Here is a 21,123-nt window from a genome sequence, read left to right on the forward strand (position 1 = left end):
TGCACTAACTATCTGTAGTCATATCCGTAACTCTGGGTCCCATGAAGACAACAAAGCGCACAGTCGCTCTACGACCTCTTCCACAAATAACTGAACTCTCTCACCCGTAATGAACTGAGGGGTTATTCCCGGTTCTTCCCCATTAAGAAAAGAAAACGTGTGATCCCGCCAACGGATAATCTCATCAGCAGTTAAACGATCCGTCATGTCATAACCCGGTGAGCTGTTGAGCACCTGCCATACCTCTTCGCTCCAACTCGAACCTTGATAGAGATTGAAATCGATCTGGTCCGTCTCCTGATAGTATAGACGCGCCAGTTCTTCCTTGGATCTACTCGTACCTATGGAGAAGTCTGCCTTGTTGACCCGTTCGACGAATTCAGGATGCACACTCCGGAACCAGTAATAGTCTGTCATCACATGCATAAAGTACCCACGAACAAACCACTTCCATCCTTCATCTGCACGTTGTTGCATATAGGATAAGTAGCGTTCCTTCAGTCCTCCGACGTAATCTCCTTCATCTGTCGGGTTGAAATGGGTGTACTCCTTATCATCTCTGGTTGTGCCTTCACGCATATGTATGGAATCCGGGGCGATATTCCCCAGATAGAATGAACCTCGATCAGCCTGCATTTGCAGCGAGTCAGCAATTCGATTAGCAATATTGAGATGAACCATAGGTAACGGCATAGAGTTGATCTCCTTTTTATCGGGAAGTATTCTACATTAATTAAAAAAACGATATACCTACTGGTGCAACATACAAATCACTTGATTAGTGAGACTCCGGTATCTCCACCTTTTTCAATGTAGATGCGTGATTAATTCTGTATTCTCTCCTCTTGCATTCGATCAAACAACTGCTCCAGATCCGTATGGTACTCGGGGTGCGCCTTCACAAGCAGACTAATGTATTCCGATCCACATTCATAGAACATCAAGCGGTTAAACGGGGCAGTGTCTCCCATATGATTGCTTTTCTGGCCGAATTTTGTCCGAATCAGATTCTCAATATAACGTGCGTAACCCTCGTTCCACTCCAACCAGCTCCAGTACTCGGCTTGCTCTTCATTTAATGAAGTGAACAACGCCTTTCTAGCTGTGTGTACTTGTGTTAGGTCTTTACTTTTCAAAGCAGACAACAATGAATTAATACGCTCCACAACGACTGCATCTTCGTACGGAAATTCATAATCCAGTTCCCATGTCACCCGCTTCAGTTGCGTCATTTTATGCTTAATCTGGAGACGGTCCACGATCCGTTCATCATACTTCTCATATACATAGCAATGAACATATTCGTGGAACAGGTAGACTTTCTGCTCAAGGTCTCTGAACGCTGCGTCCGTTACAATCGCACACATTCGTCCATCCATATGAGGCACTGGCATGGCTGCAAGGCATTCATCTGGAATATATAAATCGTCTGGCACCGTCTTTACCCACTCATATTGCTGCGTCTTGGACGAATAATCATAGATATATAATAAAGCTTCATAGGCGACAACCACTGGATAATGTTCTGCAAACAAAGGATGTATGCTAACCAAGTCTTTCTGAAGCTCGTTTAACTCGTTAATTTGCTCTAAAAAAGCTTCCATGTCGTGAACCTCTCTTTACTGAAATGATGCGTTAATCATACTAGATTAGAAAAGATAAAACACTGAGAGAAAAATGATAATTCTATTCGAGTATGAGATAGTGAACGTTAGAAACGTTCGCCGCGCTTCTCATACAGGTAGATATCCAGTGCCTGAATCCCGCGCCGGGCCAGCTTAATAAACAGGATCAGCGCATACACACCGAGTCCATATAACAACACATTAATCAACATTAAAAACATTGTAATCATAATTGTTATTCCTCCTATGAATCTATTAAATTATCATTTCCTATTCTAGCATATTTTTCCTCAGTTAACTTTTATGGTGGATAAAAAGGTTATTCGGTGTGCTTATTGATTCAAAACCAAAGAAACTTCCACATCCTTATGCGAAAGGTGGAAGTTTTTTAATCCGGCATACATTTTTTCTAAGTTCGTTCACCACTGACTATATGCCAATGTTGATGCTTCGAGTCCTGATAACTGCCCAGGTTAGTTATAATCTTTGATGAGCCTGTCTGAGCTAACATGTCAGCAGCTACTTTTTTGATGACCCGCATCATTTCAATAAGCAGCTCATCATTATTCTCTTCCTCTTCTGAAATGAAGGACTGAATATGTATCTTGGGAATTACAACAATGTGATGCTTGTAGTATGGCCGAGTGTGATGATAAGCCATAACGTTCTTTGTTTCCATCACAACTTTGACTTGCGTTTTACCACTTAACACCTCATCACAATAAAAGTCCTGCGTCATTATACTCCTCCATCTTCGAAATGCATACGTTAAAACGTATCCTTATGATTTGGTCAAGATTCCCTGGTCCACAGATTTCTGAATAAGCTGCTGCGCATATTCCCACAATGTCTCGGAACCGTTCGCAATCTCACGGTTTCTGTTTAACACCTGATCACTTGTAATGTTATATTTCTGCCATGTATCTCCCTCATTCTGATGGTTGTGGATAATAGGCTGCAATCGATCGAGAGATGAGGCAAATTGCGCTTCAGGCGTCTGTTTTGCTTCAAACTCCAACCATAAGTGGAGTAGTTCTTCAGCCTGTTCCTTAGGCAACATTCCAAACAGTCGATGAGCCGCTTTGAGTTCACGATCATATTTATCCGTATTCCCTACCGTATCGTAGGCGAAAGTATCTCCAGCATCAATCTCGACCAGATCATGAACGAGAAGCATCTTAATGACTTTGAGGATATCCACATCCTTGTTGGCGTGACCCTGTAGAACCAAAGCCATCATCGCCAGATGCCAGGAATGCTCCGCATCATTTTCAAGTCTATCACCATGAATAATTCTTGTTCTCCGTTCAATCGTTTTGAGTTTATCAATCTCAATGAGAAATTGAATCTGATCCTGTAACGATTCGCTCACAGCATATCCTCCTTCATATCTTAAATCAAATCTGATATTCATAGATTCTCGTCTCTTCATCATCAAGCAGATATCTTTTCCAATATAGGCAATGTTACTCTCCCTTCATATGGATCTGATTTAACATATATTCTGCATACTCCAGAAGTAAGGCTTCACTCAAATTCACATTCTCCAGATCACCATTGTACTTCGCAAGGCATTGTGAGTTGACATCCTTGTATTTAGAGGGAAGCTCTGTAAGCGCCCATTCTCCTGCTTCTCGTTTGGAGCGAATGACTGAATCTCTCACGTACAAAAGAACACGGCACAGACTCAGTACATAGTAGACTGGGTTGTCCAGAATTTCTTCTATAGCTGAACTCGCGTCCGATGTAATTGAAGCAATCATATGTTCACGATTTTCCGGTTGGAACAGGTCCAAAATGGGTTTACCATCGAGCACAATACCTCGATCATAGATGACCGCCATATGAGCTACCAGATCTGGATCTTCATATCCACCACATAGATATTGCTCATCGGTTCTATATCTCTCCCGGTGATAAGCAGAGTAATGAAACTCGAAAGGAGTAGGGTATGCCATAACAGCAACTGTAGATTCCAGTACGATACTGAGTTCAAAACCTTTCGTAATGCGCATCTCATCTTCGATATGCATTATTTTTTTTGCAATCCTTCGATAGGTGTCGGCAGATCGTTTTTCCCGGCTAACGACCAATATATCGATATCACTCTGATTCGGATGAAAGCATCCCATAGCCATAGAACCGTGTAGATAGATTCCCACTAAAGCATCCGTTAATTCTTCTTTCAAGACACGAGTAACGCTATCTAAAACAGTCTTTTCATTCAAAATAAGCAACTCCTTTATGTATATGAACATGTGTCCAATTCAACGTTTAGTTCACGCACAAAAACAGCTGTCCCCTTCATTCTGACATCCATATCTGCACCATCCCGAATCACACTCACTTGAACCTTTCCATCTCTTCCAATCTCATGCCCTTGCTCTACCACAAACTGTACCTCATCGATCTCGGGTTTCACATAGGTTAAATAATAAGCACCCATCACCCCGGAGGCTGTTCCAGTCACTGGATCTTCCGTCGTACCTGAGTAAGGTGAAGAGAAATGTCTGGCATGCATCATCGCATCAGAATCACGGGTTTCGAAACAAAAGGGATGCAGGGAAGCTTTGGGATTCTCAATTAAAATTCCTGGGAACAGGGAAGAATCCGGTTTCATTTTCATAAAAGAGTTCAAATCACGAATGGGGATTAATAATGTCCAGGCTCCTGTACTTCCATAAACGATTGGCGTAGAAAGGTCAACATCATCCAGAGTGAGGTTTATGGCGCTTACCAGCTTCTCGATATCCCCCTGGAACGGTATAAACTGCGGATGATCCTGTTTCATTTCCATGTAAATGGTGTTGTCATTTCGCTCAAATCGAATAGGTAATATGCCTACATTGGTTTCAATCGTGATTAACTCTTTGTCACCCAACATACCACGCGTCTTCAAACCATACAGTGATGCCATTGTGGCATGTCCACACAGATTAATCTCATGACCCGGCGTAAAATAACGTAATCTGACGTCAGCTACTTCCGAGTTCAACACAAATACCGTCTCATTAAAACCAACTTGATAAGCGATCTGCTGCATTGCTGTCTCACTGAAATGATCAGCGTCAAAAACCACTCCTGCAGGGTTACCTTGACCGGGAACTGTAGAGAAAGCATCATAATGATAGACCTTAATATTACTCATCACTTGACCCACTTTCTTTGCCATCTACGAGACGCACATTTCCATATAACTCTACGCTTTCACCATCAACTACAACCCCGCCTCCATCTTGGCACGCGTAGACCGCTGTACGGTGAACATGAGTATATTCTCTTAATGCATTTAGTTTATCTTCCGAACCGTCCCAATGCGGTGCAAACTCAAAATTAACGAGTTCCAGTGCTTTCATATCTTTCAGATCTACTTCGTTTTCATCAGCATCTTCCCCATACCCCGCTATCTCTATCGTAGGTGTCGTCAAAATACTTCCTGCGCTGACCCCGATCAGCATTCCGCCACTCTTCACATAGGAACGTAGCAAACCAAGCATATTTCTCTTCTGTAATAAACTTAGAAAATAAAACGTATTTCCGCCGGATAGATGAATTGCATCACACTCGAAAATAGAGCCAAATGCGCTATCCTCATACTCCAGATCAAGATCGTAATATTGAATGTTATCTATTCCTATTTGATTATAGTAACGTCTTGTGTGCTCAAAATACCTTCGCTCTGGGTCGGAACATGAAGGAATATAGCCGATGGAAGGCTGTTCACTGTGGAATAAGCTTCGTATTTTCTGATCCAATTTATCGTTAGATTCGAACACCAAATCACTTAGCAGAATCAACGTAGTCATCTTATTTCCTCCCGTACTTGTCAAACTGGCTTAAACTCTCTATCCAAAATCGAGAAAAAATACTGGTCTGTCCACTGATTGTTCCACCATAATTCTTCCTGGAAAACGGCCTCCCGTGTCATACCCACATGCTTCATCAGTGCTGCTGAGCGGACGTTTAGTGAATTGCACATGCCGACGACCTTATGAGCTTGTAACTCTTGAAATGCAAAATATAGCAAAAGTCGGGTAGCTTCACTCCCGTATCCTCTACCTGCGTATTCCGAAAGTACAGCGAATCCAAGTTCCCAGCTTTTTCGGTGATCCACATAACTCCACATCTGAACGATACCAATGGGTGTATCTTCTGGATCATTCATGCGCCGTATAACGAAATCATAAGCATACGGTTTCTCATCTGCGACAGCAAAATGGCTGCGATATTTCTCACGGACCTTTTCCTCATCCGTTTCAACAGTTTCCTCAAAGCTCCATATGCTTGTGTCACATTCAAGTTGACCTATGAAGTCGAGGTCCTGCTCTGTGACTGTTGTTATTCTTACCTTCTCTCCTACGAATTCCATGTGGCTTCATCTCCTTTGGATTATGTCATCATTCCCATAGACTACTGCATCAGACCGTTAATATATCTTCTGTGACTTGCAGATGCATCTTGAACCCATAAGTCCAACTCAACTCTACTCACAAAAAATTGATCCTGAACCTTAATGAACGGGAACATTCTCCCATCAAAGAAACCTGATACGGTAAAGCTCCCTTGTTCCGCCTTAATAATGCTCGTCACCTGTTCTTCAGTCATACTCAGATACTCGGCAGTTTCTTGCATCGTCAATAATACTTTATCGTTTGGTACTACTTGCTCTACTGCCTGAGTGAGTTCACTATTTCTCTCATGAGTGGTTAAAATTATACAGCCAATGATAAAGGAGATACCCAAAACGACACTAGATAACAGGATAGAGAGCGTTACAGATTTCATTGTTTTGGAATCTCCCACTCTGTATCAAGCAAACCTCTACTAATATTCCATTTGGCGAGTAAGGCTCTCTGTCTGTTTTCCAGATCAAGGTATGGTGCTGCAACACAGGATAACGTGTCAAACATATGGATAAAGTGCGGTCCTTCCTTGAAACGTCGAAGCCCTCCATACTCTTCATCATCCGCTGCCCATACAATCTTTTTAATGCCCGACATTAATATCGTACAGGAACACATAGGACAAGGTTCACAGGTAGTATAGAGAGTCAGGTCGTTCTTCGTGTATCTCTTCTTCTCTACATCCAGCAAATGTTGTCCGGCCTGACGTATGGCATCCACTTCAGCATGTGCAGTGGGATCGCACGCAGAGTAGACCCTGTTCCTGCCTTTACTCACGACATTCCCATCCACATCCACGATTATCGCACCAATCGGATACGTTCCTTCAATAAGCGATTGCTCTGCTTCTTCCATAGCCAAAGTTAAATATTCATAATCCGATAACTTCATTGAAGATCCCCCTAAGCACAGTTATAGTCACTTACAAACAGGTTCCTTTTCCATAAACCGGGTTACATCCGGTTCAGCGAAATGTTCATACACATCCTGCCGGTCTGCTAAGGTTAATTCTCTGAGGTACACTCGTTCAGTCTCTATTATGAGGAAAATGTGTCATGATAGGCTCTCCTTAATCGTTAAACGTTTCGGATTGTGTACTGCCCGGACTCACCAAGAAAATCACTTTTGGTTAATCCTTTTTCTCCGAGCAACATCCTGTAGTTCGTAATCGTGCCATCGTGGGAAATGATAAACGTATTGCCCCTCTGTTTCCTGCACCACTCCAGAAGCTGTTCAGCTAATATCTTGAATCGACATGCATCCATCTGATTAATACTTTCTTCCCAACAATCCAGCCCCAACTCAACCATTCTTATGCCAGGATACTTATGGCTGAGTTCTTCCTTGGAATAGATCTGATCGCAGACGAAAGGAACAAACTCCGGATTCTGAGGAAACATTCTTGGGCCAACCAGCGGGCTGAACGTAAGATTGACTCATCTTGCTGACCATCCATCAGACACTCCATCTATAAATCCCATTATGAATGAAAAAATAACGAGTCCAAGCAATAAAATCAAACTGGCTATACCCCATTTAAGCAAAATTTTCCTTTTGCTTTTTGCACCAATCCCTAACAATAAAGCTGTTACAACAATCAATGCTACTTCCAACAAGAGCATGAAAATAAACCTCCGTTATGTATTATGCTGAGCAGTTTTCATATATGTTCTGACCTGTTCTGCAAACCGAACTGCTTCCGCTTCCGTTTCAAAAGATCGTTTCGGAATCACATGTGCACTTGCCTTATTAATGAAAATAAAGAAATATTGTTTTGTCTCATTGAAGCTTTCCAAACCTTTCCACTGCGTTGCACCTGAAGTCATATCGTTGCTCCAGCGAATGTCCTGCTCTGTGATTTCAAGCTGATGATCACCCAATATCCCCTTGCTCTCACGTGCCAATTTCTTAATTTTCTTTTAGGTTCGTATGTAGGTCATACCATTGGCAAATATACTGCAAAGCAGTGCAGCAATAATAGCTTGTATCCATGAAAAATCAAGTTGTCTAAATATGATGGCAATAGCCACAGGCAGCACACAAACAGCGATCAGCACACCTTTCCCATACAGTTTAAACATCGCAAATTTGTTCATTTGCCAGTAATCTTCTTCTGTCAGCTGAATTTGCATCATGTTACTAACTTCCTCCACTCGTTATAATCTAGTCTGATATTACTCATAAATCTTGCCCATATACAGGATCTGGGCACATCTCTTCCATGGGTTATCCGGCTTCTCATAATGGATTAATCCATCTACCGACGCTTGCCCCCACTCCGCTGCTGCTTCCAAAAATGACGCTATTGAATCATTCTGCCATTCATCTGCAAGATCTTTTCGATCCTTGCTTAATTGTTGCAGGAAAGCCATAAAGGTCACTTCATCTTCGACTTCATTTACAAGCTCAAATAACGTTTTTTTCATGTTGTTTTGTTCACCTGCTCTCGATATTCTTAGCTTCGTAAGGTTACTCCAGAATTTTTTCCAGTTTGCGTCTACAAAGCTCCAGGTCATAATCAGAGTTATACAGCCATACCTTATCCATCTGAAGTAAGCCATAGATTTTGGACTCCAGCTTCTTTCTTTCCTGTAAAACTTGTACCGTACCCTGAACACCCTGATAACCCTGCGCTTGCCCAAAACCCTGATTCGTATAATAGTTAATAAAACCTTCTGACCATTCCTTCGGTCTTTCACTAACCGCCTTATCAAAGGTATAGGATATATTCTTCTGGTCGATATAGATGAGAAGCGGATTCAGAGCATGAATGATACGACTCAGTTCCAATACATACTGCACATTGTGCTCTTTGGATTGATTGCACTTTACGAGACCCATGGTTAGTGGATTCTGGATAAAACAACACTCAAATATCGTGATGCAGTCATCCTCCGTGCTTAACACGTTCTGGGCAAAACCTTGCCACTTCTCGGTGATCAGCTTCACATTTTGCCCAAAAGGAATTTCGTAAATATCTCGGCTGAAAATATCCTGTACAACGTGATCGGGGAGCTCTATTCCCCATTGTTCTCTCATCTTACGATAAGGAATCAGGTATCCTTGATCATGGGCAGTCGCATGGCTTTCCAGAATCTCTCTGTATTCTTCATGCGTTTTCAATAAGGATTCGAAGTCTCCAGCATCATAAAAAGCAACACCTTCGTAATCAGCAGGGTGATCCAGGTTCCCTTCTTGAAATAGTTGTACCTTCATGCCCTTTTCTATCAAAATTTCGGATACCATTTTGGCAATTGTTGACTTGCCTGAACCCGGTAAGCCTTCAATCAGTATTAATCGCCTTGTCATCATTACATCACCCTTTATGTTGTGTGAATGTGAAGATATAAATCTTCCATGTGTCAGACACTATGTTATTAATTAATATCTGCAATAACCCATTGCGCATCCTCGCCGTCTTCTTTCTTTTTCCAAAACTCGTATAAATAACGCATACGGGCATTCATAAATTTCAAAAGAAGACTTCCTATCTATGTAAAATTTTCTCTCAAGGTACATCATAACCCATAATGTGGGATTTGCGAACGAACGAAATTAGCCATTCTAACGTATAAGGCATCTCACGCCAAAAACACGCTTCTCTGCACAAGTTACATCATGCATAGAGCGTGGATATAAGCAGAACTTTTTCCTAACTTTTTTAACTGTCCATAGTCAATCTACCTATCGATTCCATAGCATATTCATTATGCCGACCGCTTCAATCTGGATCTCTTTTCCTTCATGATCCGAGAAAAGATAACTATACGTTGAAAAGATTCCCATATGGCGTATATGTCCACCTTTATAGTGAAGTATCTTTTCCGCACCGTCAATCGTCTGCGTGAACATCCTGCCTTCACTCACATTATACGAAGAATGGATATCATGTTCACTTGAGAGCCAGGCAACAAAATCCTCTTCGTTTGGATTGGTCATGACCAGAACAATGAACAGAACAACCAACACAACCATGGCCGTTCTTAGTCCTGCGCCCTTCTTGCTACCATGCTGCGTGTGTTCATGCTTCATCTTGATCACCCATTTCTTGAACAGAAATCTCTACGCTCTTCGCCAGAACCCAACCACTCAATCCATACGAGGATGAGATCACCATGTACTTGTATTTCTCCTTGATTAGCCGGATTTGCAATTCGTCATAGGACTCATAACTGACAGGCAAGCCTTGGCCTTTCCCCGATTCCAATAACTCGCGATTATATGGGATAAAATGCTTTAGATCCCTCTCATCCAGATCGAAAATAGTGCTGCCATGCAGCGGTGTATCAAACGCATGGGCCATTACACCAGAGAATAAAACATCCATATTTTTCGGCACAGCATGACTTGAACGAGTACGCATCCTGATTCTTTCGTTCTCTAAATCTACTTCGTAGCTTAATATGATGTTGTCATGCAAACTTGGCATACTCCCCCTCCTTCCAATATGTCCGTTAGCTCGTTTATCCTCAAACACCGTAATATCGTTTATAGTCCGAGACCCATTCCACTTTGGAGAAATTAACAAAATCATACGGCTCGCACTGTCTAAGGTACAGCAACTCCTTGTGCGCCTGTTCCCCGTCCATATTTTCCAGGTAAAACAATGTCTCCTCATATCCTGCACCACATAATAACTGCACATCAATATAACTGCTCGTATCCTGATTCTTTTGTTTGGCCTGCCAAATCAGCGTGGTGTCCTCTACATTTCCGATACAGAACAACATGATGCACAGTAGTTTCAGAACTTCGTTATCTTCTGACTGTCGATTCTCCATCTCTTGATGAAGCAACTGTCGGATGGCCTCCCGGTTTACCCCATCAGGTTCCAATCCGTACAGCTGCAATAGTTCTTTCTCGTTCATACGTGCACTCCCTGCCTACTTGAGAATGTTATTTAACTCTTCCGCTTTTTTCCTGCTATCCATTCTAGCATAAAAATAAAAAGCGATGATGTGCAGCACGATAGATAATAACCACATGCCGGGGAACCAGGGAGCAATGAACTGGAACATATCTACCGAGAACAACCATACCATCCCCATACCTCCTGCAATATTGAATGTGGAAGAAATAACGATATTCCATATCGGTTTTAACGTAAAATAGTTCCACAGTATGTTATACATCACTCCAAACAACACAGCTGCAATGATAGCAATACCCGCTATGTTCCATAGATAGGACATCTGAATGGGCAGATCACCAAAGAATATTGTTGCCAAGAGCGTGATCCATAGCGTCATCATAGTGAATACTTGAAAAAAAGAATGCCTAAGTTGAGTCATCATGATAATTTCCCCCTAAAGTTTTTAATATAAAATCGGCTCACAAAGTAACTGGAGCGATCGCTCAGGTCTACCTTAATTCGGGCATGGTCTGTTGCAGAGAATGCGGTGATGTATCGTGTATTGATGATCGTTTGATTATTGATTTTCACAAAATGAACGCCATCCAGATCCTCTTCTACAAATTTCAGACGTTTATTAAGCAAATACCTCTCACCTGAGACCACCCGGACACAGCACATCCGATCCTCTGATTCAAAGGCAACCACCGAGCTCAATTGGATCTGTATATTACGATTATTCTTGGCATGGATGACCGTTAATTGAGTTTCCGATTCGCAGATCGCCTTCTGAATACGATCCCACTTCGACTTCTCCTCCGGATGTGTAATGACCTTGGCTACCCTTTTTTCAACAGCCGTATCCTCTTTAAAAATGACTTTCATGTGTTGGCCCTCCTCTCACAACTCATATTACAAGCATAGTTACAACAATCCCACTGTATTGCGTTTTGTTGCAGGATTTTGCAAGTTTGTTGCATCGGCACTATGTAGACAATAAAAAAACCACTCCGTAGGAGCAGTTCGTCTATGTACTCATCCAGAGTATTCAAGGCATGAGCTATTCTTCTTTTATCAAGGTGCTGCCTTAACCTACTCGATCTCCAAATACATCTCCTGATTTTGCAGGATCATCTCGTTCATGTATGCAATAGCTGCTTGCGCCACGGTCTGATAGTTCGCATACAACACCTCTGTTCTCTGAAGCAAGATCGGGTCCTTCTCCAGATCAGTTGCCAGCACCTCACGCCACGTTTCATCCACTCTATTGTGGTCCGTAATCAGGCTTTCTATCTGATCCAGTACATTCACCATCTCATCTAAATGAAAAAATCGCATCCCATTTTTAATTCCATTCCAGCTCTTGATCTCAATGATGTTATATGCCGAAAACCAATAAAATTCTGCCAGACTCTTCGTGTGATTATGATAAGAATAGAACAAAAATAAAGCTTGTTGTCCCTCATGTAACTGTCGGTATATCTCTGTTTTGGCGGCCATATCTCTGCCCCGTACGGAAACAAGCATCGGTTCAATACATAACCAGCTTAATTGCTTTGAATATATATCTTCTGGTCGAATTCTAGCCTTCATAACATGCTCCTCTCTATTCACTAATTTAAGGATTCTCTGGTGTATCCACCGCCGGGTCATTCTCTCCGCCCATTCTGCGTCTGGATGTCTCCATCTTGCCTGTCGAAGGCACATGGTCAGACGCTTTAGCTAATCCGAATTTGGGCATGTTAGCGTATATGGTCTCGAAGGAACCTGACTGAGCCTTATATGTTTCATGATAGATCCCTACCGTTCCATCGGAACCAATGGAGCGGTTGAATCTTTTCCAAGCCTCCAAGTGTATTCCGCCCCGTGCGTATTTCTCCAATTCATCGTAAGAGCGCCAGTATTGAAGTAGCGTCACCCCACGCCAGCTTATAAAATACTCTGTACTCAGAAATCCGGTCTCCGGATTCATATAGAGTTCTTTAATCATCGGGCCCATGGACTGTAGAACAGGCAGCCATTTATGTATAGCCCACAGACGATTGATCCTCATTCCAATGATAAAAACAACAAATTCTCCCTCAATTTGAGCTGAATATCTTCCCTTATGAATATTGACCACGTCACTCCTCCTTCTCGTCCAACATGTACCTGCGTTCAATAAAATTGATCTTACTGGCAATATTAAAAGCTTGGCTTGTCGTCACACCCTCTTTAATTATATGACCCTCGATCTTCATCCTCCTTTATGTGATTCTATTATGCCAAATTAATTGCCGACCATGGATGCCCATCTTTCGAACGCCTCTATTGTCCTTAGACTTCAATTTCCCCCCACTGCCAATCTCCAGTCGTTACATTGTATGGTCGTCCCCACAGGGTATTCAAAATCACACTCACCAATATACGAAAAGCCCAGCTTACGACAAATGGCATTCGAAGCAGGATTCTTGGTTTTAGGAAAAGCGTGAATAAATTTATGTTTCTTCTTTTCAGAACGGATAGAAGCTATGGCCTTCGCTGTTGCTTCTGTCGCTATTCCTCTACCTTGATATTCAGATAAAACACTCCAACCTATCTCGTAAATAGATTCTTCTTTCCAGATCTGATCCCAATACCCTACACTACCCACGACTTTAAGATGCGGAAGCAAGAGAATCTTGAACATTTTCCCAGTTCCATTTTGTGCAATTTCATAATAGCGCTTATGGCGTGCTAAGATTTTCTCCTCTGTCTCTGGTCCTCCGAAGTGTACTGTCATCTCAGGCGAATTTAATTGGCGAAGCAAACCTAGATCTCCTTCGTCCCATAGTTCAATTCTTACCTCTGGCGTATTCCTTTGTTCCATCTTGTCACTCACCTCACTGTTCTTATTTTCAACCAAATTCAGAGAGTCTTCGGACCCTCTTTTGTATCATCTTCAGCCAGACCTAAAAGCGTCAGTGATGCTGCGTAAATCCTTATAAACATCCCATTTCGTATACAATTGTTTTAGCGCTAATCCTGTTGTATGTATGAATTCTTCCATAGCTTCCATGGATATAATATTTAATTCACCCGAAGGTTCGTTGTCAGGGTTGGCTAAAAACTCCAGTTTCTTTCCCCTATACTGATACACCTCAGCTTCCAGCAATCCACCTAAATCATATGCTTTTCCCACGTTCAGCTCACTTAACCAATCGTTGACCCTGTTCCAATTCCGTAAAATCAGAAATTCAAGCTTCGTGACATCCTGTGTATACATGCTTCTTCCGTTGGGATGAACTTCATAGGCAGGATATATATCGAATGTCCACACGCGATCCGTATAGATATGGGCGATGTAGCCGCACAGATAGTGCATGAATTTGGGATTTCTATAAGCTAACTTCTTGTTGGACTCAAAAAACTCTTTAAGTTCTTCGTCTGTTGCGAACCTTCCTGCCTCTGGCATGAGGTGGGTTTTTGCCTTTTCGGTACGAAGATTAGTTCTTACATGGATGGAATCAGGGGCAAGGCTTCCCAATAACAATTCAGAGGATGGCTCTGATATCAATTCCGATGCAATTGCAAAATGAACCATAGGCCAAGGCAATGTAAAAGCTCCCTTCTATATCTGAAATATTCTATTAACGCGATCACTCGCGAAGCAATTTAGTCTCTCCTTGCTTCTAGTCTACAAATATAGGCTTCTGCACATTGTTAATTGTGGCAATATCAATCTCATCCACACTTTTAAAAATAAGCTGTAATGACTCCTGTTCTTCATCTTCAAATAAAAGAGTTACCTGGTCATCACAGAGTTTTCCTTCCAACTCCGCAATAACGTCAAATAAAAACATTACAAATACTACTTCATTTCCATCCGGATACGTATAGTGCATCCTCTCGCCCGTGTAGATGGAGGCCAATTTATAAGAACTCACGTCAAGCCCTGTTTCCTCTTTCACTTCTCTAATCATGGTTTCTTCGATTCGTTCACCTGGCTCCATACCCCCACCTGGTAATCCCCAATCTTCATAATCTGATCTCTTTTGCAGCAGAACCCTCCCCATATGATCTCGAATAATAGCTCCACCCGTAACAACAATACGACTAGTCATTACTCTTGCTCCTTTCTATTAGGCTGCTTCTCAACAGATCACAATTTTAATCAGGAAACGTTCCTATTGATTCATATTCCAAAATGCACAATGCATTTCCCATTTACCTCAGCATACTTTGCCATGTTGGCAAGCGTGGTTAGATCATTGATTAATTCGACCTTATTGTATGCAAGTTTCTCGTAGTAGCCCTCCTGTTCTTCTCCATCAAAACAGTAACTCCCTGTTAGAACAATCGGATCAGTCGCATGGCTAAATAGATCAATCCAGGCTTGAATCAATTTATGAAACTTCAACAATGCATCCTGCTCTTCAATAACGGTTATTCCACAGTTGTTCAATCCACTACATCTCATACAGGTAGATGGATTCCATGTATCCAACCATCGAAGGGAATCATAGATGTATGCAATGAATTCGTCTTCCAGGGCCGCATAAAACTCTGACTTCAGCCCACTTTTATGTATGTTGCCATGAGAATCCCATGAGTAGGAGGTATGAATATTCCCGTTTACTCGCGATTTGTTTTCAATCACAAAATGATGTTTTGACATACCTACACACTTCCCCCTTACACGGCCACTCCCACAGGCTCCTCTTTCTTCATCATAACCCATGTATTGGTAAATGGAAATTGAAAAAGATCCTATCCACCTCCCAACGCAGGAGAAGCAAATCGGACCTAAAAAAAATCAATTACACTCAAAAAACCTTTCGTTTACTCAGAAACTCTGCCCCTTCCTCACGATACATCTCTATCCATTCATTGGTCACATGATCATGCCTCAGTATTCCCATACAATCTGTTCCAGGTTTCTTTGGTCTATAATCTGAATCAATCGTGTAGATATTGAAGTGTACCTCATCTTCGTCATCTGACACATCTGTATGTTCAAAAAGTGAAATCACTTCATCTTTACCGAGAAACCTAAATGGAGATTCCTGACGCTCTATAATATAAAAAGGATATGTGATGTTCTCTACCTGAACAAATTCCTGGTATCCCTTGAGCTCATCAGGTATAAGATCCATGTACTGTTTAGCTACATCTTCTGCCTGAAATACACCTGAAACCCACTTCCAATTCCCCTTGGTTGCTATGATAATAAACAAGCTAATCACCTTCTAATTTAAATATTTCTATGATATACAGGTTACTGTTTATCCAAATATCGTGTGTATACCTTTAATACGTATTCATCACCTCCATTTTTTTCATTAGTATTTTGAGTTATCTCACCATAAACATTTGACTTCAAAAAAGTTCTATAACTTCATCAGGCTCACTCATATTCTGAATCTTGCATCTGAAAGGTAGCTCCTTATTGCTATCCGAGATTAGATTAAATCTTAGTTGACTCGCCATAAAATCATACCATAGATAAAATATCATTCCACTCTGCATAGTCGAACGATTAATCTGATTCTGGCGGTTGGCTATGACGTTCATAATAAAACCATGAAAATCACTCACCCTCACCTCATTAGACATTTCTTCTGTAATTGAAATACACCACATATTCGTTTGCATTTCTTTCTGAAGTTCAGATTTAGAAGAACTTATATAGATCACATCATGAATAATTTCTTCGAGGTTCTTGAAATATTGCTCTTTAGACATTAAACATACTTGCCCCCTTCATACGTCTATAGCGTCATCCATTACAAAAGTCTGGGACACAATCCGGTGGCTACCCGGTATGTTGTCAATCTCAATGTGATATGCAGACTCGGTATATTCGATCTGATGTTGCTCATAATATTTTTTCCAGAACGAAACTGCGGCTGCATTGTTAGCGAGTTGTTCTACTTTGAATCTACCCTCAAATTGAGCAAACACCAAGTCAACCGCTTGTGCTGCCAGCCCCTGCCCCCGATATTTTTTGACCAAGAACAGCTCTTGCACGGTATAATCCACTTCTTCCGGCACATATGGGGGTGAGCACACCAGCACGAATCCAATAACCTTCCCTTCATACTGAATCAAAAACGGATGTAATTCATCGCGTTCCAGATATAGATAGGTGTTCGTTGGATCGTATGTGCCATCTTCAAGTAGATCCTCGCCAGAAAATTCAGACAGATCATATAAGTACAAGTTGTACAGGTTGAGAAACAGTTCCTTTTGTTCTGCCAAAATACTCGTAATTTGTACATTCATCTTCATGCCACATCTCCCTTAGTTAATGAGTTGGTTAGTGATCCATACACGACTTTCCCGATATCCTCAACGAGCTTGCTGCGCCCTGTTCTCAATATATCGTTTCAACTACAGCAGATATAGGCAACGTTTGGTTTAAACCATAGAGTAACCTTACTTTCACGGTGGACATGAACATATGTACAAAAAAAAGACTCCCTGCAGAGTCCAATTATTGATCTTATCTTTATTTTCCGCGCCAAGTATCCATTAGCACTTAGCTAATAATTATTGAATTATATAGGTTCAACTAAACTTTTTACACAAAAACGGAGAGGACAGAAATAACCTGAAGAAGCGGAGCGTTCGCCTTTATCACCGGATTTCCCCCTTTAAAAAGGGAATCAAAAAAATCTGGGGATAACAGTGATCGGAAGGTTGTTCTGTCATTGGAGTGTTCAGTGTAAACCTCTTTAGTTGAATTTATATAGATAATCAACCACAGGATATGAGATCACATTACGATCCCTGTACGTTGAACTCACCGCTTCGTGATGGGTGCTTAGAATTCCATTTTGCAACATTACCGGCCGGAAACCTCGCTCCATCGCTCCGTTGTAGGTGAATAGAACACATTCCTCTGCGGCAAAACCAGTGATGATCAATAGTTCAATTCCATGACTCTTCAACACCTGTTCCAGATCAGTCTGCCAGAAGGCATTGGAAGCTTCTTTGGTAACCGTGAGATCCTTCTCGTTCATATCCACCTCGGGAATGATGCGATACTCATCTGACGCAGCTTCTTCCATGCCCTCCACATCCTGAATGTGAACGACCACATGGTCGTTCGAGCGCAGCACTCCTGCAACATGATTAATGTACTCGCAAGCATGGTCTATCGAATTCTGGTCCATCTTTTTCCGCACAATACTCTCTTGCATATCAACAATCAGCAAACCTACCTTCATCCAATCTCTCCTCAAAAATCAATTTTACGCGCATGATTTAGTATCTTCTCTTGTTTACACAGATAACTTTAACTTAATCCTTAAATAATTCATTCAGCATCCGGTCACGGTTCTCCAGAAAGCTGCGGGTAATCTGATAGTGATCGGTCTCCTCATAGGTTACCTCTTGAATATGGCTATCGTCAAAGCTTAAAATCTCTGCCCCCGGATACCCCAGCAAAATGGGTGAGTGCGTCGCAATAATGAATTGCGAAGTGCCTGACAGATCATGAAGGATACGTAATAAGGAAAGCTGCCTAGCTGGAGATAAAGCGGCTTCGGGCTCGTCGAGCAGATAGATGCCTTTGGAACTGAACCGATTGACGAACAGACTGAGAAAGGACTCCCCGTGCGATTGTTCATGTAATGAACGCCCACCGTAATACCGAAGCGATTCTGGCATCTCATCGACATGTGATGCAAACTGATAGAAGGACTCCGAGCGCATGAAGAAGCCATTTGTTATTTTGGGCAACCATGCCAGTCTTAGATAGTTCCCGAGCGAGGATTCCGAAGCATGTGTCTCATAGGCATTATTCCTGCCTCCGCCTGCGGTATTGAATCCACATTGATGAGCGATGCCTTCCAGCAGCGTCGATTTTCCTGAACCATTTTCACCTACAAAAAAGGTAATGTTATTCTTGAGCTCCAATCGTTCCAACGATCGTATCGCGGGGATGTCAAAAGGATATTGGTTCCGATTCTCAATCTTGGCCGACATGAGTTCTACACTTCGAAGATACATTATTATCCTCCCCATGTGTTCTATTTCAATCTAACGCTCAGATTCATTCCCTTTCCATCGTACCCTATAACGGGGTGCATATGAAACCGTATCAACCAAAAAAGAGCAAGCCATAAGCTTACTCTTTCTTCAGGGTTAATAGACAAATCTGCGCTGGGCCCAATAGCTAAATACAAAGATGGACACCTCGGTCAATAGTTTGGCTGCGAGTAGCGGAATAATCAGTTTTTCATTATAAAAATACAGTAAACCGTAGTTTAATAACAGCACCAGCAGGACAAGTGAGAAGTATTTGGGCAAAGACTGCCGAACCTTCGAGGTTCGTCCTGCGGAGAACACATACTTCCGGTTAATCGTATAGTTGAAGATGGAGCTGCACAGTCTTGCTGCAACAACCGACAGAAACAGATTATGCGTGAAATACTGAATAACGAATAGTAATCCAAAATCAATCAGAGCAGACAATACTGAAGAAGTGCTGAACATCAGAATCGGCATATATATCCGGAACGAATCAACCAGTGGGCGAAAATGAGAGGACTCATTGTGATCCAGATACACCGTATCAATAAACTCCTCCGTAATCTCATACCCTTCCTTGTGTGCCGTTAACAGCATGTTCATCTCGTATTCAAACCGATCCCCGGGAATCTGGTTCAGCCAGTCCAGCATAGCGTAAGGAAAACCGCGCAGACCCGTCTGCGTGTCATATACTTTGGTACCTGTCGTGAGGGAAAAGACCGCCCGTGTGACGGTGTTGCCAAAACGACTCCGTGCTGGAATCTTACCACTGAAAAGACGACTGCCGAGTACAATTCCAGGTGTCGTTTGTGCGAGCAATACTTCGAAGATACGCTTAATATCATGTGGCAGATGCTGCCCGTCACTGTCTGCACACACTACACCTCCCTGAGGTCCATACTCCTTAATATACTGAAAGCCTGTCTTCAATGCTCTGCCCTTCCCGAGATTGGAGGGATGTGTCAGGACCGTACAGCCATAGGCTTCTGCCGTTTCGAAAATTCCACGGTAACCGGGCCCACTGCCATCGTCCACGATCACAATAGGTCCGAGCTTGAATGTCTGTAACTGCAAAACGAGATTCAGTAAACGCACATCGGGTTCATAAGATGGGATTAATATCGTCATGATCCTTGTCCCTCCGTCAGATATAAAATGTCACTTACACCACGTTCCTGGTTGCGCCCCAGTGGATTATTGACGACTCGGCCCATAAAATACATCGTGGATGAACCGCCGCCGTCCAGATTGTAGGCTTCGGTTGCCCCGAGGCCTTTCATGACATCGGCCAGTTCTGCCAAGGTCATGCCACGACTGTCGTCCTGCCGTCCGTCCACCACCACGAAGACGTAATGATTCGGAGCAATCATGCCGATCGCAGTTCTTGGATTCGCATCCTGGATGGAACGGTTACCGAAGTTGTTGTCAATTTTCACACTGCTAAAATCACTGACAATCTCGCCATCCTGAATCAGAATGGGCCCAAAGGATAACGTATTGGTAGCACCTTCAGCCAGCAGTTCCGAGGAAGAAATCTCGTTCTCGTTATATGTTTTCATGGTCCCATTGTTGAACAGGGCAAGTGCATCCCGCGTCGGGCTGTCCCGGTACAATGTACCATTTCGGATAATGACACCATCATCGCGGAATCCGTAGTAATCCCCATTAATGGCGAAGATCGCATTGTTGGCTGCGGCAATCTCTGACGTATTCTCGGTAATGTTCGTTCCAAAACTGTTATCCGCCAGCGCTGTTCTCAGGCTGCTTGCATCTGTTAGCTGAACATCAGCGACATAATACGTAATCTGATCCGAGCCAGATCCTGACTGTACCTTTTCAATATTGACCTTCATATCATCACTCGAATAATTCCAATCATCTGACGTTGCATTGACTTTAGTTGCGGTGGTTGAAGTGCTGGTGGAATCATTCATGTTGCCCGTTGCAGCTGTTGCCGTGTTCTCATCCGCTACAACTACCTGCACATGCCGGATCAGGTAACGGTCAGCCAGGCTGTACAGGATTCCACCTACTGCGAGCACCATGACAAGTGTGATGATGAGCCATCTTCGCTTTCTTGGGGAAATCGGTCTTTTATGTGGGTCTTTCCGGGTTGGTTTCTGATAGATCTTCATCATGTGAAGCTCACCTCTTCATCTAAGTTCTTAAGGCCATATTAGGCCGGGTAGCTTAAATGAATCTGAAACCAAATAATTGAACTAAAGAATGTTTACACTGACACTACGAT

The 21,123-nt window shown here is 42.4% G+C and carries 35 protein-coding genes; all 35 read right to left on the reverse strand.

Annotated elements, in window-relative coordinates; all coding sequences use genetic code 11:
• Positions 1 to 18: 18 nt before the first annotated feature.
• Positions 19 to 693, reverse strand: a complete 675-nt coding sequence (locus tag AB4111_RS08330) for a zinc dependent phospholipase C family protein (protein WP_442031137.1) — start codon at positions 691 to 693, stop codon at positions 19 to 21.
• Between the two features lie 131 nt (positions 694 to 824).
• Positions 825 to 1,604 (reverse strand): hypothetical protein, encoded by a 780-nt coding sequence (locus tag AB4111_RS08335; RefSeq protein WP_442031138.1) that lies wholly within the window; start codon positions 1,602 to 1,604, stop codon positions 825 to 827.
• A 107-nt stretch (positions 1,605 to 1,711) separates the two neighbouring features.
• Complete coding sequence (locus tag AB4111_RS08340) at positions 1,712 to 1,855, reverse strand: hypothetical protein (protein ID WP_181155325.1); 144 nt, start codon at positions 1,853 to 1,855, stop codon at positions 1,712 to 1,714.
• Positions 1,856 to 2,034: 179 nt separating this feature from the next.
• On the reverse strand, positions 2,035 to 2,364 hold the full coding sequence (locus AB4111_RS08345; RefSeq protein WP_179198453.1) for an HIT domain-containing protein: 330 nt from the start codon (positions 2,362 to 2,364) through the stop codon (positions 2,035 to 2,037).
• Between the two features lie 42 nt (positions 2,365 to 2,406).
• On the reverse strand, positions 2,407 to 2,997 hold the full coding sequence (locus tag AB4111_RS08350; RefSeq protein ID WP_442031139.1) for an HD domain-containing protein: 591 nt from the start codon (positions 2,995 to 2,997) through the stop codon (positions 2,407 to 2,409).
• A 94-nt stretch (positions 2,998 to 3,091) separates the two neighbouring features.
• Positions 3,092 to 3,853 (reverse strand): aminoglycoside adenylyltransferase domain-containing protein, encoded by a 762-nt coding sequence (locus tag AB4111_RS08355; protein ID WP_442031140.1) that lies wholly within the window; start codon positions 3,851 to 3,853, stop codon positions 3,092 to 3,094.
• Positions 3,854 to 3,867: 14 nt separating this feature from the next.
• Complete coding sequence (locus AB4111_RS08360; protein ID WP_442031141.1) at positions 3,868 to 4,773, reverse strand: PhzF family phenazine biosynthesis protein; 906 nt, start codon at positions 4,771 to 4,773, stop codon at positions 3,868 to 3,870.
• A complete protein-coding gene (locus AB4111_RS08365; protein ID WP_442031142.1) occupies positions 4,766 to 5,431 on the reverse strand; it encodes a Type 1 glutamine amidotransferase-like domain-containing protein in 666 nt (221 codons plus the stop codon). The genes AB4111_RS08360 and AB4111_RS08365 overlap by 8 nt, the downstream gene beginning before the upstream one ends.
• A 20-nt stretch (positions 5,432 to 5,451) precedes the next feature.
• Entirely contained in the window at positions 5,452 to 5,994 is a 543-nt protein-coding gene (locus AB4111_RS08370; protein ID WP_442031143.1) for a GNAT family N-acetyltransferase, read from the reverse strand.
• A gap of 41 nt (positions 5,995 to 6,035) precedes the next feature.
• Entirely contained in the window at positions 6,036 to 6,410 is a 375-nt protein-coding gene (locus AB4111_RS08375) for a hypothetical protein (protein WP_442031144.1), read from the reverse strand.
• Positions 6,407 to 6,919 carry a nucleoside deaminase gene (locus tag AB4111_RS08380; RefSeq protein WP_442031145.1) on the reverse strand — a complete coding sequence of 171 codons (513 nt, stop codon included), beginning with the start codon at positions 6,917 to 6,919 and terminating at the stop codon, positions 6,407 to 6,409. Before AB4111_RS08380 ends, AB4111_RS08375 begins: the two co-directional genes overlap by 4 nt.
• Before the next feature lie 185 nt (positions 6,920 to 7,104).
• Positions 7,105 to 7,428 carry a hypothetical protein gene (locus tag AB4111_RS08385; RefSeq protein ID WP_442031146.1) on the reverse strand — a complete coding sequence of 108 codons (324 nt, stop codon included), beginning with the start codon at positions 7,426 to 7,428 and terminating at the stop codon, positions 7,105 to 7,107.
• Between the two features lie 36 nt (positions 7,429 to 7,464).
• The gene (locus AB4111_RS08390) at positions 7,465 to 7,650 is read right to left on the reverse strand and encodes a hypothetical protein (RefSeq protein WP_339259864.1); all 186 of its coding nucleotides are present in this window, start codon (positions 7,648 to 7,650) and stop codon (positions 7,465 to 7,467) included.
• A gap of 15 nt (positions 7,651 to 7,665) precedes the next feature.
• Positions 7,666 to 7,908, reverse strand: coding sequence for a YcxB family protein (locus AB4111_RS08395; RefSeq protein ID WP_442031147.1), 243 nt, complete (start codon positions 7,906 to 7,908; stop codon positions 7,666 to 7,668).
• A 39-nt stretch (positions 7,909 to 7,947) separates the two neighbouring features.
• The gene (locus AB4111_RS08400) at positions 7,948 to 8,163 is read right to left on the reverse strand and encodes a hypothetical protein (RefSeq protein WP_442031148.1); all 216 of its coding nucleotides are present in this window, start codon (positions 8,161 to 8,163) and stop codon (positions 7,948 to 7,950) included.
• 39 nt (positions 8,164 to 8,202) lie between these two features.
• Positions 8,203 to 8,454: a DUF7660 family protein gene (locus AB4111_RS08405; protein ID WP_442031149.1), complete on the reverse strand. Its 252-nt coding sequence runs from the start codon at positions 8,452 to 8,454 to the stop codon at positions 8,203 to 8,205.
• A gap of 43 nt (positions 8,455 to 8,497) precedes the next feature.
• Complete coding sequence (locus AB4111_RS08410) at positions 8,498 to 9,340, reverse strand: adenylyl-sulfate kinase (RefSeq protein ID WP_442031150.1); 843 nt, start codon at positions 9,338 to 9,340, stop codon at positions 8,498 to 8,500.
• Positions 9,341 to 9,712: 372 nt separating this feature from the next.
• The gene (locus AB4111_RS08415; RefSeq protein ID WP_442031151.1) at positions 9,713 to 10,060 is read right to left on the reverse strand and encodes a hypothetical protein; all 348 of its coding nucleotides are present in this window, start codon (positions 10,058 to 10,060) and stop codon (positions 9,713 to 9,715) included.
• Complete coding sequence (locus AB4111_RS08420) at positions 10,050 to 10,457, reverse strand: hypothetical protein (protein ID WP_442031152.1); 408 nt, start codon at positions 10,455 to 10,457, stop codon at positions 10,050 to 10,052. Before AB4111_RS08420 ends, AB4111_RS08415 begins: the two co-directional genes overlap by 11 nt.
• A 40-nt stretch (positions 10,458 to 10,497) precedes the next feature.
• Complete coding sequence (locus AB4111_RS08425; RefSeq protein WP_442031153.1) at positions 10,498 to 10,896, reverse strand: hypothetical protein; 399 nt, start codon at positions 10,894 to 10,896, stop codon at positions 10,498 to 10,500.
• 15 nt (positions 10,897 to 10,911) lie between these two features.
• Positions 10,912 to 11,322 carry a hypothetical protein gene (locus AB4111_RS08430; RefSeq protein WP_442031154.1) on the reverse strand — a complete coding sequence of 137 codons (411 nt, stop codon included), beginning with the start codon at positions 11,320 to 11,322 and terminating at the stop codon, positions 10,912 to 10,914.
• Complete coding sequence (locus tag AB4111_RS08435) at positions 11,319 to 11,765, reverse strand: LytTR family DNA-binding domain-containing protein (protein ID WP_442031155.1); 447 nt, start codon at positions 11,763 to 11,765, stop codon at positions 11,319 to 11,321. Before AB4111_RS08435 ends, AB4111_RS08430 begins: the two co-directional genes overlap by 4 nt.
• A gap of 207 nt (positions 11,766 to 11,972) precedes the next feature.
• On the reverse strand, positions 11,973 to 12,473 hold the full coding sequence (locus AB4111_RS08440; RefSeq protein WP_442031156.1) for a hypothetical protein: 501 nt from the start codon (positions 12,471 to 12,473) through the stop codon (positions 11,973 to 11,975).
• Between the two features lie 25 nt (positions 12,474 to 12,498).
• Positions 12,499 to 13,002 carry a DUF4188 domain-containing protein gene (locus AB4111_RS08445; protein WP_442031157.1) on the reverse strand — a complete coding sequence of 168 codons (504 nt, stop codon included), beginning with the start codon at positions 13,000 to 13,002 and terminating at the stop codon, positions 12,499 to 12,501.
• 201 nt (positions 13,003 to 13,203) lie between these two features.
• Positions 13,204 to 13,728: a GNAT family N-acetyltransferase gene (locus AB4111_RS08450; RefSeq protein WP_442031158.1), complete on the reverse strand. Its 525-nt coding sequence runs from the start codon at positions 13,726 to 13,728 to the stop codon at positions 13,204 to 13,206.
• Between the two features lie 72 nt (positions 13,729 to 13,800).
• Positions 13,801 to 14,442, reverse strand: a complete 642-nt coding sequence (locus AB4111_RS08455; protein ID WP_442031159.1) for a hypothetical protein — start codon at positions 14,440 to 14,442, stop codon at positions 13,801 to 13,803.
• A gap of 88 nt (positions 14,443 to 14,530) precedes the next feature.
• A complete protein-coding gene (locus AB4111_RS08460; protein WP_442031160.1) occupies positions 14,531 to 14,962 on the reverse strand; it encodes an NUDIX domain-containing protein in 432 nt (143 codons plus the stop codon).
• A 71-nt stretch (positions 14,963 to 15,033) separates the two neighbouring features.
• On the reverse strand, positions 15,034 to 15,516 hold the full coding sequence (locus AB4111_RS08465) for a hypothetical protein (RefSeq protein WP_442031161.1): 483 nt from the start codon (positions 15,514 to 15,516) through the stop codon (positions 15,034 to 15,036).
• Positions 15,517 to 15,664: 148 nt separating this feature from the next.
• Positions 15,665 to 16,075 (reverse strand): hypothetical protein, encoded by a 411-nt coding sequence (locus tag AB4111_RS08470; protein ID WP_442031162.1) that lies wholly within the window; start codon positions 16,073 to 16,075, stop codon positions 15,665 to 15,667.
• A 142-nt stretch (positions 16,076 to 16,217) separates the two neighbouring features.
• Positions 16,218 to 16,583 (reverse strand): hypothetical protein, encoded by a 366-nt coding sequence (locus tag AB4111_RS08475; RefSeq protein ID WP_442031163.1) that lies wholly within the window; start codon positions 16,581 to 16,583, stop codon positions 16,218 to 16,220.
• A gap of 18 nt (positions 16,584 to 16,601) precedes the next feature.
• Positions 16,602 to 17,129: a GNAT family N-acetyltransferase gene (locus AB4111_RS08480; RefSeq protein WP_442031164.1), complete on the reverse strand. Its 528-nt coding sequence runs from the start codon at positions 17,127 to 17,129 to the stop codon at positions 16,602 to 16,604.
• Positions 17,130 to 17,575: 446 nt separating this feature from the next.
• The gene (locus tag AB4111_RS08485) at positions 17,576 to 18,070 is read right to left on the reverse strand and encodes a cysteine hydrolase family protein (RefSeq protein WP_442031165.1); all 495 of its coding nucleotides are present in this window, start codon (positions 18,068 to 18,070) and stop codon (positions 17,576 to 17,578) included.
• A 73-nt stretch (positions 18,071 to 18,143) separates the two neighbouring features.
• A complete protein-coding gene (locus tag AB4111_RS08490) occupies positions 18,144 to 18,854 on the reverse strand; it encodes an AAA family ATPase (RefSeq protein ID WP_442031166.1) in 711 nt (236 codons plus the stop codon).
• A gap of 135 nt (positions 18,855 to 18,989) precedes the next feature.
• Positions 18,990 to 20,003 (reverse strand): GtrA family protein, encoded by a 1,014-nt coding sequence (locus AB4111_RS08495; protein WP_442031167.1) that lies wholly within the window; start codon positions 20,001 to 20,003, stop codon positions 18,990 to 18,992.
• Positions 20,000 to 21,013 carry a phosphodiester glycosidase family protein gene (locus AB4111_RS08500; protein WP_442031168.1) on the reverse strand — a complete coding sequence of 338 codons (1,014 nt, stop codon included), beginning with the start codon at positions 21,011 to 21,013 and terminating at the stop codon, positions 20,000 to 20,002. Before AB4111_RS08500 ends, AB4111_RS08495 begins: the two co-directional genes overlap by 4 nt.
• Between the last annotated feature and the right edge of the window lie 110 nt (positions 21,014 to 21,123).

The organism is Paenibacillus sp. 2KB_22, from assembly GCF_052115745.1.
Classification (GTDB): Bacteria; Bacillota; Bacilli; order Paenibacillales; family Paenibacillaceae; genus Paenibacillus.